This is a genomic window from Oceanispirochaeta sp., assembly GCF_027859075.1.
Lineage (GTDB): Bacteria > Spirochaetota > Spirochaetia > DSM-2461 > DSM-2461 > Oceanispirochaeta.
Window position 1 is genome coordinate 1 of sequence record NZ_JAQIBL010000285.1, and the last position, 11,402, is coordinate 11,402.

The 11,402-nt window shown below is 46.1% G+C and carries 13 protein-coding genes; 8 read left to right on the forward strand and 5 right to left on the reverse strand.

Annotated elements, in window-relative coordinates; translation table 11 throughout:
• Positions 1 to 386: 386 nt before the first annotated feature.
• Positions 387 to 1,631 (forward strand): integron integrase, encoded by a 1,245-nt coding sequence (locus tag PF479_RS15795; RefSeq protein ID WP_298008404.1) that lies wholly within the window; start codon positions 387 to 389, stop codon positions 1,629 to 1,631.
• Between the two features lie 51 nt (positions 1,632 to 1,682).
• On the forward strand, positions 1,683 to 2,297 hold the full coding sequence (locus PF479_RS15800; protein WP_298008407.1) for a hypothetical protein: 615 nt from the start codon (positions 1,683 to 1,685) through the stop codon (positions 2,295 to 2,297).
• A gap of 1 nt (position 2,298) precedes the next feature.
• Here the strand turns inward: PF479_RS15800 and PF479_RS15805 are convergent, their stop codons facing one another.
• Positions 2,299 to 3,414: a uroporphyrinogen decarboxylase family protein gene (locus PF479_RS15805; protein WP_298008409.1), complete on the reverse strand. Its 1,116-nt coding sequence runs from the start codon at positions 3,412 to 3,414 to the stop codon at positions 2,299 to 2,301.
• Between the two features lie 84 nt (positions 3,415 to 3,498).
• Here PF479_RS15805 and PF479_RS15810 point away from each other — a divergent pair, with 84 nt between their 5' ends.
• On the forward strand, positions 3,499 to 4,278 hold the full coding sequence (locus PF479_RS15810; protein ID WP_298008411.1) for an AraC family transcriptional regulator: 780 nt from the start codon (positions 3,499 to 3,501) through the stop codon (positions 4,276 to 4,278).
• Between the two features lie 72 nt (positions 4,279 to 4,350).
• Here PF479_RS15810 and PF479_RS15815 read toward each other — a convergent pair whose 3' ends face one another.
• The 4 genes from PF479_RS15815 to PF479_RS15830 form a co-directional block, all read right to left on the reverse strand.
• Positions 4,351 to 5,685 (reverse strand): alkaline phosphatase family protein, encoded by a 1,335-nt coding sequence (locus tag PF479_RS15815; RefSeq protein WP_298008415.1) that lies wholly within the window; start codon positions 5,683 to 5,685, stop codon positions 4,351 to 4,353.
• Positions 5,686 to 5,765: 80 nt separating this feature from the next.
• Positions 5,766 to 5,897 carry a hypothetical protein gene (locus PF479_RS15820; RefSeq protein WP_298008417.1) on the reverse strand — a complete coding sequence of 44 codons (132 nt, stop codon included), beginning with the start codon at positions 5,895 to 5,897 and terminating at the stop codon, positions 5,766 to 5,768.
• Positions 5,897 to 6,232: a DUF3795 domain-containing protein gene (locus tag PF479_RS15825; protein ID WP_298008418.1), complete on the reverse strand. Its 336-nt coding sequence runs from the start codon at positions 6,230 to 6,232 to the stop codon at positions 5,897 to 5,899. The genes PF479_RS15820 and PF479_RS15825 overlap by 1 nt, the downstream gene beginning before the upstream one ends.
• Before the next feature lie 52 nt (positions 6,233 to 6,284).
• Positions 6,285 to 7,214 carry a YafY family protein gene (locus tag PF479_RS15830; RefSeq protein ID WP_298008420.1) on the reverse strand — a complete coding sequence of 310 codons (930 nt, stop codon included), beginning with the start codon at positions 7,212 to 7,214 and terminating at the stop codon, positions 6,285 to 6,287.
• 93 nt (positions 7,215 to 7,307) lie between these two features.
• Here PF479_RS15830 and PF479_RS15835 point away from each other — a divergent pair, with 93 nt between their 5' ends.
• From PF479_RS15835 to PF479_RS15855, 5 genes are all read left to right on the forward strand, one after another.
• Positions 7,308 to 8,105 (forward strand): hypothetical protein, encoded by a 798-nt coding sequence (locus PF479_RS15835; protein WP_298008426.1) that lies wholly within the window; start codon positions 7,308 to 7,310, stop codon positions 8,103 to 8,105.
• Positions 8,106 to 8,327: 222 nt separating this feature from the next.
• Entirely contained in the window at positions 8,328 to 9,047 is a 720-nt protein-coding gene (locus tag PF479_RS15840; RefSeq protein WP_298008427.1) for an AraC family transcriptional regulator, read from the forward strand.
• A 62-nt stretch (positions 9,048 to 9,109) separates the two neighbouring features.
• Positions 9,110 to 9,361 carry a hypothetical protein gene (locus PF479_RS15845; RefSeq protein ID WP_298008430.1) on the forward strand — a complete coding sequence of 84 codons (252 nt, stop codon included), beginning with the start codon at positions 9,110 to 9,112 and terminating at the stop codon, positions 9,359 to 9,361.
• A 10-nt stretch (positions 9,362 to 9,371) separates the two neighbouring features.
• Positions 9,372 to 9,611 (forward strand): flagellar motor switch protein FliN, encoded by a 240-nt coding sequence (fliN, locus tag PF479_RS15850; protein WP_298008433.1) that lies wholly within the window; start codon positions 9,372 to 9,374, stop codon positions 9,609 to 9,611.
• Between the two features lie 2 nt (positions 9,612 to 9,613).
• Positions 9,614 to 11,402 (forward strand): FliG C-terminal domain-containing protein (locus PF479_RS15855; RefSeq protein ID WP_298008435.1); only part of this gene is annotated, 1,789 nt, incomplete at its 3' end.

An 11,402-nucleotide genomic window follows, 5' to 3' on the forward strand; every position in this document is an offset into this window, starting at 1 on the left:
ACATAATTACTTATATGGAATCGATATAATTCTTAATTCGAGTTATTTGGGGTCCACTTTCAAGAATTCAGCAACTCTCATACATGAACCATTGTATCATCATTACAGATTTGTAGAAATACATATTCAAATATTAACTTATCTCTTTAATTTCTTTAAATATAAATATTTACCTTATATAAAGAACAAATACATTCTAGCAAAATCCATAATGGAAACATGAGGTTTCCTGTTTTTCTCTTTAAAAGGCCCCATGAATCAAGGTCCTCATCTGCCTATATAACTAGCCAGAATCCAGAGTTATCCAGACTCAAGAGTTTGGAAGATTCTTTTTTAAAATGAAGCAGGAGTTGAAATACAGACCTATATAATACAGGAGGGATCAAATGACCTATAAAGACTATCTGGAGCAGAAATCATCTATTAAACCCAAAGCCATCCCCTACTACCTGCAATGGATCAGTCTGTATCAAAGTTTCCTGGGGAAACAAAATAATGATGGAAGCTTGATAGGATTCCAGAAATTCATGGTGGAAAGCTACGCACCCTGGCAAATTGATCAGGCAGTAGATGCTGTTAAACATTTTGAATATTACAGAACCATGAAAAACAAAGATGCCTGTGCTCTCCCAAAGAACCGGGGAAATTGGGATCTGGTGACTCAGCAGATGAAAGACATTCTCAGACTCAGGCATAAATCATTGCAGACAGAAAAAGCCTATATGCAGTGGTTGAGTCGATTTGCCCATTTCAGCCGCAAAAATCCCCTCCAGTTGGGAAGTGAGGATCTGAAAAATTATATTTCCTACCTGGCAGTTGAGCAGCATGTGTCTTCTTCCACTCAGAATCAGGCCTTCAATGCTCTGCTCTTTTTTTACCGGAATATACTGGAAACTCCGATTGACGGACTGGAAAAGACGATTCGCTCTAAAATCCCGGCCCGGCTTCCTGTAGTCCTTACCAGGGAAGAAATCTTTTCTATACTGTCTTTGCTCAATGATCAACACAAACTGATGGCGTCACTTATTTACGGCGGAGGCCTACGCTTGAATGAATGCCTGTCACTCAGAATCAAGGATATGGATCTACAGAAGCCGGCGCTCCACATTGTCCAGGGTAAAGGGAATAAAGACCGTGAGACTCTTTTGCCAGTAGCCTTGATTCAGGATGTGGTGCATCAAATGGAAATGAGCCGTCAACTCTTTGAAAAAGACAGGAAGAAGAACTGGCCGGGTGTCCCTTTGTCTCCCTCATTGATGCGTAAATATAAGAATGCCACTGTTGAGTGGAACTGGTTCTGGCTTTTTCCATCCCGGGATTTTTCCCTCTGCCCCTACACATCCAAACCCCTGCGGTATCACATGCACCCGTCTAGCCTGCAAAGAAGTTTCAGATCTGCTGTCGTAAGGGCGGGGATAACGAAAAGAGCGACCGTCCATACCTTGAGACACAGTTTTGCCACTCACCTGCTGGAGTCTGGCTATGATATCAGAACGATTCAGGTTCTACTGGGTCATGCTTCGGTAGAGACAACGATGATATACACCCACATAGCCAGCAAAAACAGATTGGGTGTGAGAAGCCCTTTTGATCCTGTTGGAAACGAAACCAGTTTGCTTCAAAGAAGATAAATTCGACAGTTCCGTCAAGATTTATTAATATTCAGGTATGAAGGAATCCTTATGAAATCCCTGGAGGATCTGATCATCCACCTGCGGCATCAGGGCGTCCTCGAAAATCCGGATATTGAAAAAGCATTTCGCAGGATAAACCGGGCTGACTTTGTACTTCCTGAATTCACCAGTAATCCCTATGGGGACTTTCCTCTGCCTATCGGTTGGAACCAGACCATCAGCCAACCTTACACTGTGGCCTTTATGCTCAACCTTCTGCAAATTGAACCTGGTCAGTCTGTTCTGGATATCGGCAGCGGATCGGGCTGGACCACCGCTCTTCTGGCTGCCATCGTTGGTTCGGAGGGAGAGGTCCTGGGTCTGGAACGTCTTCCGGAACTGGTGTCTTTCGGCCGGGGAAACCTGGCAAAATATCCTGATCTTCCAGCCCGTATACATCCAAGCGGTCCTGACCCGGGGATGCCCGGTAAGAAGTATGACCGGATTCTGGTATCCGCATCGGCAGACCATTTTCCAGAAGCCCTGGGGAATCAACTGAAAAATGGAGGAATCATGGTTATTCCCGTAGATCATTCAATTTGGACAGTTCGGCGAACTTCCGAGGGTCTTGAGACAAAGACTGTGTACGGATTCTCTTTTGTTCCCCTGATTCTTGCTGACTGATTCAGAAAGCCATACGGGCCCAGCCTGGTTCAGGATGGGGGTCCAGTCCCAGGAGTTCCCGGGCGGTCTTTACATAGTATCTGTAGTTCTCCAGAGGCGTTCCGTTGGTGATGCGGTGGTCCAGACCGAAGATCATACCCCCCTCCTGCATCAGAGGCTGAAGCTTATACTCCAGTTCTTTCCGGATAGCTTCCCTGGACTGCCGGAGCACATGCTTGTCGATCCCTCCGGACATGGCAAGTTTCTTTCCGTATTTTTTACGGATTTCCACGATATCCATACCCGCCGCAGGCTCCATGGGGTACATTTCGGTCACCCCGGCCTTCAGGAAACTGTCTATGACACTGTTCATATTCCCGTCTGAATCCTGCCTGAAAATCTTTGCTCCCCGGGATTCCAACAGATCCCAGACTTTCCGGTAATAGGGGGCGATAAACTCATCTATCTGCAGCGGTCCGACGAGGGAGCCGCTTTTCCCCGCCATATCCTCATGCACCGACAATTGATCCACCCGAATCTTGGCGCTGACGAGATCCAGCACCCTATACGCTGTATCCCCGATGGTGCTGAGAATATCGTGAATCAGCTCGGGCTGCTCATAGTAGGCATAACAGAGATTTTCTTCTCCCAAAAGCTGCCGGGGTTCGTCAAAACCTCCGGGTATGGCGGCGACCAGAAGGGCACCCGATTCCAGGGCGGTTCGGGCATTCTGCTCCCAATCAGGGCTCAGACGATCTTCCCGGAACTCATAGCGATGTTTGATTGTGAGCCAGCTGTCCATATCGGTCACAGGATGGTTTAAAGGAAGAGGCAGGGTGGCCGTGGCCTTTATCATTTTCATTTTCCGGCCGAGGCTGTCCAGAGTGATCACATACTCCTCATTTTCATCCAGCACCTGGTCTACTCCTGTATCCAGCAGGCCGGTGTTTATCTCGATATCATGCCTCCGGACAGAATCAAAGCCGAAGGCTGTCATACCGATTTCTTCGGGAGTAGCTCCCTGAGCCGCCCACTCTTCAGGCAGTCCCACCAGGGGGCCGAAAAGCTCCACAAAGATGGGTTTTCCGACTTTTTTAAAGGTCATGTAATCAATGTATTCCTGTCTTTCAATTTCCATGGGACACTCCTGATTTGAATTATAGAGACTTCAATTGTAATTTGAATTGATTTATATGATTTTATTTTGTATTATTGTGATCTTATGCTCAAGATTAACAGTGCCGCCTTCTATGTCTGTTATCCCGACTGGACCTGGGACACAGCCGCCACTGGCTGGACGGACTCGGATCTCTGGTATATTTCTGGAGGGTCCGGAACGATTCAGACCCCCTCAGGGACATATAAGCTCAAACGGGGAGATCTCTTCTTTCTGATGGGGAGAGACCGTTATATTGCCGGTCACGATCCTCAAAATCCACTGCAGGTGTATGCGGTTCATTTTGAATCACTTCCCTCATATGAGTTCGCCAGGATGTCCGTACGAGCCCCCTCCTTCTACGATGAGCTGTGCCAGAGGATTGTATCCTGCCGGGAAATGGATGATGAAAAAGGAGCTCTTTTATGGCTCAAGGCGGCCCTTCAGGAAGCGGAAGTCTCCCGCAGGGTCGAAAAATGTTCAATCTCTGACTGGGGTTATCGAATTTCTGAAACCATCCGGTACATCTCGGAAAAAGAATATGGGAATGTGAGTGTCGAAGACATGGCTGACTCTTTCGGCAGCAGCCGGGAGCATTTCTCCCGGATCTTTCAACTGGAAAAAGGGATGTCCCCCCGGGCGTATCTTCTCAGCAGAAAATTGAACAAAGCCCGCGCCCTTCTACAGACAAGCTGTTATTCCATATCCGTTATCGCCGAACAGCTGGGCTATTGCGATACGGCCTTCTTTTCCCGGCAGTTCAAACAGAAGATGGGATTGAGCCCTTCCCGATTCAGGGCGGGAGATCAAACAAAGGATGAAATGATGGGGATTGAACCCATTTAGTATTCTAATGAAGCTGGTGTAGGTGACTCACTCTAAGATTCTATCTTGCTCTATGAATCTATTTGTAACAATTCATTCGGTTTTGGTGGAAAGAACTTCGTCATTAAAGAGGCTTGAAGCCAGGGATACCCCGTCACAGTCATAAAATCTGAGTCCCAGCAGTTCGGCAATCGTGGGGGCTATATCAACCATTTCTATGGGGCCAAGGTTATTTTGCGCCTTGAAACCAGGCCCACAGGCAAAAAAGAGGCATTTGTAGCCTTCTTTATCCGGGGAATAGCCATGGTTGGCATAGAGGATTCCCTTTTTTCCATAGTCCTCAATAGTTTCATCTGAAAGGGTTTCATCAATATTGAATCCGGCTCTGGCCTCGATACCATACTGAATTCCTGGAGCCGCTCTGAAATCATCCAGGTTCTTCCTGTTATAGATAGTCTGTATCCCATATTTTTCCTGTATTGCGGCCTTTTTCAGCACTTCAAGAGCCCTCAGTTCTGCCTCGCTGTCTCCCTCTTTCAGATGGAGAAAAGCGTTTCCTCCTGTGGTCTGCAGATAGGCTCTCCACCTCATCTCGCCCTTTTCCTCATAGATAAGGCCCTCATCTCTGAGCAGATTATTCAGGTGAATATTGGTGTCAATGCTGAACTGGCCATGGTCTCCCAGGAGTATAAAAGCGGTTCTCTCTTCCATCCCGGCAGCCCGGACAGCCTCCATGATCTCTCCCACACGCCTGTCCTGCCTCAATAGTGAAGCCTTGACGGCAGGGCTCTCAATGCGGCTTGTGTGTTTGGCGTTGTCCAGATCACACAGGTGGATCAATGTGAGGTTTGGTTTTTTCCTCTTAATGGTTTCGCTTGCAGCCAAGGCTACAAAATCATCAAAATCCGGTTGTTTAGTACTGACCCTTTTTTTACCGATTCTCCGCTCCAGGTTCAACATAAAGGCCTTAGAGCTATTCTTAAGTATTTTGAGTACCTGATTCTCCCCTTCCAGAGCCAGAATTTCGGGAATATTCCAGTTTATGGATGATTTCCCAGTCACCGGCCAGAAGAGTCCTGCCGACTTTAAGCCGCTCTTTCTGGTCAGATCATAGATTGTGGGGACCTTCACTTGTCTCTGATACCAGTACCACTCCTGATTATGCGGGGGCACAAAGGGCTGGAATGGGTGATTTTGAATGATCCCGTGTTTGTCCGGATGTACCCCGGTCACCATGGTGGTATGGGCTGTATAGGTATGGGTCGGAAAAACAGACTGGAGCTTCCGTGACCAGGAGCCTTCTGCCATCAGCCGGGAAAGATGGGGCATAAAGGGGATCAGGGGCCACTCGGATTCAGACAGAGCATCCAATGAGATGACAACAACATGGTGAACAGGATTTTTGGTCTTTGAGGATTTACGATTCATATTCCTTCACTTATAAACCGCTCGTCAAGGGAGGTCAATAAATTTTATAAACTTCCATGAAGACTTTCATGACAAGCAATTTAAATGGTGGCCCCCTGGTCGATGTCTTTCTGGACCATTTTATTCACCGATTCCTGATCGACAACTTCCTGACCCTCCCTGGTTCTTAAAGCATAAAATGCTGTGAACATTTTGAGAGGGTCTTGAATCATCAACCCCTCAGTGGTTCCAGGTTCTTCCTGATATTGTCATCATGGGCCCAGATGGCTGAAACCTTTTCACAGCCGTAATCCGGGCAGTCGGCGCAAGTCTGATGTCCTTTCTCCGAGGCACAGCTGCGGATACCGCAGACCTGGCAGTGACTGAAGAGCGCGCCTTCTCCCTGGCAGCCTCCGCAATTGATACTGGCCGGATCGATGACGGCTCCAAACATTCTGGACCACTCATCTGCCGTTTTTTTCCTCAATTCATCACTGTTTTCCATTGTGGCTTTGTAAGCATTACACTGATTGCAGTCTATACCGCATTTCCCTAGTTTCTGTTCCATGATGGGACTCTCCTTGAATAAGATGAGTCATCCTAGACTGGGAATGCTGACATCAGTATGTCAGTGATTTATTTTTATTCAGGAATACTTCTGATCTTCTGATCAATTCCTCTCTTAATCCGGCTGGCTGCAGAACAGTCAGATGTTCTCCGTAACTGAGGAGATAGCTGTATACCCATTCATCGGGAGGGTATAAAACCCTGATTTCGATACTGCCGTCTTCCATCATTTCAATATTACTTTTTGAAAAGTACTCTCTGGCTTTGGAAACACCCCCTGGTGAAATTCGGAGGTGTAATTTCTCGGGCTTGCGATCGTCTTTGAGATGAGATTCGGGTTTCCACTCAGGAAGGGCAGACTCTCTGGGGATGAAGGTCTCCTTAAGGATCTCCAAATTCAGGATTCGGGAAACCCGGAAGAATCGATAGTCCTCTTTGAGGCGGCAATAACCCAGGAGATACCAGTTATTTCCCCTATAAAACAATTTGAGGGGTTCAACTGTTCTCGTATGGCACTGATTATTCAAGTTTGTATACTGAAAGCGAAGGCACTGGCTCTGACCGATGCTCTTATACAGATTCTGAACATCATGACGGATACGGTTTCCTTCTCCCCAACCAAAAAAATCGATTTCCAGGACAGGGGCCGTTTCCTGGGTCTTGCCCAGTGATTCGACTTTCTCCAGGGTCTGACGAATAGACTGTCTGTCAAAGACGGCTTCCAGGCCCTTCAGACCGGCAATCAATGCCAGGATTTCATCCACTTTAAAAACCTGTTTATCCAGAGTGAATCCTTCCATGAGGGAATAGCCTCCATGGACTCCCGGTTCTGAAACAATGGGGATTCCCGCAAGGCAGAGGGTCTCTATATCCCGGTATATCGTTCTCAGGCTTGTTTCAAAATAAGCCGCCATTTCTGAGGCGGTTATCTTTTTCTTTTTGAGCATCAGAAGAATCATGGATAGGAGCCTGTCGATTTTCATACGCCCATATTACCACCAATTTCTCTATCCTAATATGATTTTATGGTTCAGAAATTCTTTCGCTGATATCTAATAAAGTTTATATTATATTCTATGAAACTCTACAGATCCTTGATTCTTTTACTATTGATCCTGACCTTCCTCACATCCTGTACCACCTCATCCACTCATAACAGGGGCAGTCTCAGCGGAGCCATGGATAAGAGCCGGGATGAAAACGAAGGTGATCGGGAAGTTCCAGATGAAGACGACTCATCCTGGTGGACAGAGGATGATGAAGATCCGGATGAAGATGAATCTGAGGATCAGGATGATTTATACGATACAGAAGATGCAACGAGGAGTCCTTCAGAACCGATGACTCTAAATGTTCTCTTAAGAGGCGGCAGAAGCCTGAGGGCACGCCCCTATTTCAGTTCTGATTTCAATGGGGAGATTCTCATTGGAGACAGAATAAATCATTGGGAAGTTTATCTCTTTGGCGGTTTTGATAATCTGAATTTGTATTCCACTCATGCCCTCTCAGAAAGCATTAAGGATAATTCTTTTGCCCTGTATGCCGGTCTGGAAGGCCGGTACTATATGTTTCCTGATTTGCAGATATTCTCACCCTTTGCCCTGGCCCGCATAGGTGGACTGTACCTGTTCTGGGAGTTCCAGAATGCCCTGACTTCCGGGGATGATACGATCAAATCTGATATTCTGGGGGGCCTGCTTCTGGGTGCCGGTCTGGGTGTGGACCTCTACCATGGGGAGGCTTTCAGAGTGGGAGTAACAATGATCCCTGAAGTGTACCTCTTTGGTGAAGAAACATCTCAGGGATTTACAAATGACTATTTCAGCTCCCAGGGATTTATCCGCTGGGGTCTGGAAGCGGGAGCCCGGTTTTAGGATTCAGGATGACAACGAAAAGTACAGTTTTGATAAAGCAGGTTTATAAATAGTGTAAGACCGCGGCAGGATTCTGCTCTATACTCTTCAATAATGAACCTTCATCAGTCGGTAAGACTGCTTCAATATCAGAACAAAGGCTTCAAAAACTCTGAGTTATTTCCCTCTTCACAAGACTCATCCCTTCTGGCGGTTCTCCTTCAGGATGAAGGATCAATCAAAATGCAGCTTGGAGAAGAGAGTTATACTATTGAGGGGAAATCCCTATCTTTTATCCCCCAGGACCGCGGAAACAAGATGAAAGGATACGGGAAAACCCTCATTCTCATCCTTGGGAAATCCTTGCTGATGGAACTGCTAAAAAATCCCTACGCTTCACGGGTGCAAAGGATTCTGAACTCCCCGCTTATATCAAAGACTCCCCTCCATTTCCGGCTGGATCAGGATCAATATACTCTGACAGAACAGATCTTTTGGAGGATTCATAAGGAGCTGACCCTTTGTGCTGCCGACTCTCAATCCGTTACAGAGCTGTATCTTCTGGAAATTATACTGCAGATCCTTCGATGCGGGCAGATGAAGAAAGAGAAGACTTCAGTCTTTCTTGAGGCATCTCCTCTATGGTCGGTTAAAGACACGGTTCAGTATATCCATGATCACTATGACCAATCTTTATCACTGAATGAACTGGCTCACAGATGCGCTTACAATCCATCCTATTTCTCCCGAGTCTTCAAGGAACAGACAGGAATAGCCCTCTTTGAATATATAAATCGCCTCAGAATAGAGGGAGCCTGCAGGCTTCTTAAAAACAGCGAAATGAGCATCCTGGATATAGCGTTTGCTGTCGGTTATAACAATGTTTCCTTTTTTAACAGGTATTTTAAAAAGCTGCATTCCATGAGCCCCGGTGAATATCGGAGAAAAATAAAATCCAGGTAAAAATAGTGACATAGGAGTTCACTATAATGTGAAATAATACAGGGAAAGAGGGAGAAAGAGAGATGTTGAAGAATTTCCTGAAACAATCTGCACTGGCACAGAAGATTTTTGTTGATACAGAGGTCATCTTAAGCAGATCCGTCCTGAAGCCGGAGGATCTTGAGAGGAAGCTTCCATCCGGCGAAATGGAGCTTCTCCTGCCTCAGGAAGGTCTTTATGAGTTGGAAGTCCACGGTCAGGTCATAGCCCTGGGGCGGATCGTTCGCAGATGGGGTCAATATTTTTTTAAGATCAAAGAGATCAATAAGCTGTGAGGGTTAAAAGATGACACTGGGAAGAATTAATGATGTAAGGGTTCCAATTCAGGTGGTATTAGGGGAAAACAGCTTAAGTCTGGAAGATCTGGCCTCCCTAAACCAGGGGAGTATTATTGAGCTTCAAAAGATTGCCGGCGAACCTGTTGATCTGGTGGCTGCGGGTGAAAAGATTGCCCGGGGAGAAGTCGTTATCATAGATGAAAACTTCGGTATCAGGATCACAGAATTAATAAAGTGGGAGAAATAGGGATGGAAGGCGAGAAAGTACAATCTTCAGAGATCCTTCCCCGGATGCATAGAAAATCGGAAGAACATCTTCTCCGAGGATATGATTTTTCCAGGCCTGACAAGTTATCAAAAGAGCAGATCAGAACGATTGCTATGATCTATGAGAATTTTGCCAGGCTCAGCACCACCTCCCTCTCGGCCCAGCTCAGACAGAAGGTCAAGATGCAATTGTACTGTGTAGACCAGATGACCTTTGGAGAATTCATATCTTCACTGTCCAACCCTACAATCCTGGGAATTACACAGTACAAACCTCTGGTCTGTTCGAGTTTAATGGAGGTAGATCCCGTATTGAGTTCTGTCCTTTGTGACAGCTTGTATGGGGGAACAGGAAAGACAGAAATATTGAAACATGAACTGACTCAAGTGAGCCGTCAGGTCATGATGTCTGTCATGGAAGGACTGCTCAAGAATTTAAAAGAAGCCTGGAAAGATGTTTTTGATATGACAGCGGAGCTCAGCCCTGAACTGGAACATAATCCTGAATTTGTTCAGATTGTGCCCCCCTCTGAGATGGTGATCCTGGTGTCTCTGGATGTGATTATTGCAGAACAAAAAGGACAGTTACAGTTCTGCATTCCCTATTTAACCATCGAACCTATCATGAATAAACTCTCAGCCCGCTGGTATTTTAATTTTAAGAGAAAAGGGGCACCGGAGATAAAACAGAAAATATCTGCCTTGGATCTGGAAACTGTCGTCCTGACCAGGGGCACAAGACTCAATTTAAAGTCTCTGGGAGGGCTGAAAAAAGGCAATCTTATAGGATTACCAGATTTTTCAGCAGGCAAAGGAGTACTGAAAATGGGAGGAGAGCCCCTGATGGGGCTTCATTTTAAAAAACTGAAAAAAAAGTGGAGCCTCACTCTCCCGGTCAATGAGAATTCGGGGCAGCTGGCATTATCAAAAATGGGAAGTTCCGATGCCTCCCCCGATTCTCTTCATACTAAAATCTCAGAGCTGTCAAATTTAGTCAGCAGAACAAGGGGAGAACTGAGTCTCCGGATGGATGAGATCATCAGAAGTCAGGACCACTTGAACGATCAGATATTTCTGGGCCATCCTGAGGATGATAAACCTACCATATCTGAGAATACATCCCTGGATTTTATTGGATTAGAGGATCTTTCTAACTTGTATCTCATCCTGGAGAATGATTTTCCTCAGCTCACGGCTCTCCTCCTCTCCAGAATGGAGAATGAAATCAGTGCTGACTTTCTGAGCCGCTTTTCTCTGGATTTACAGGCAAATCTGATCGTTAGAATCAGTTCTATTAACCATATTGACCCCAGGATTCTTCAAATTATAATCCCCGAGCTGAGGCAGCAATTGAGCGGGATGTGCCACAGCAGGGAACCTGAAAGAGAAGGCATCGGCCTTGCCGCTTCAATTCTCAGCCGCTCAAGCCGGGAACTTGAAAAATCTGTCCTGTCAGAACTGTATCTGCTTGATAAAGAGCTCTGTGAAAAGTTAAAGACCAGGATGTTTGTTTTTGAGGACATCCAATGGATGAAGGATGAATCTTTCGCCCTCCTTCTGGAGAAGGCGGCAGCGGCTGATCTGGCACTCCCCCTGCGGGTTGTCGATGAGGCGGTCAAAGAAAAAATACGGAGCAGAATCCCAGAAGCCAAATCAACTGAAATAAATGAACTGCTGGAGAGTGGAAGTAGAATCAAAATCAAAGATATTGATGACGCTGAAGCAAGGATTATCAATGTTATAAGAGAAATGGAAGAAGAAGGAACCCTCA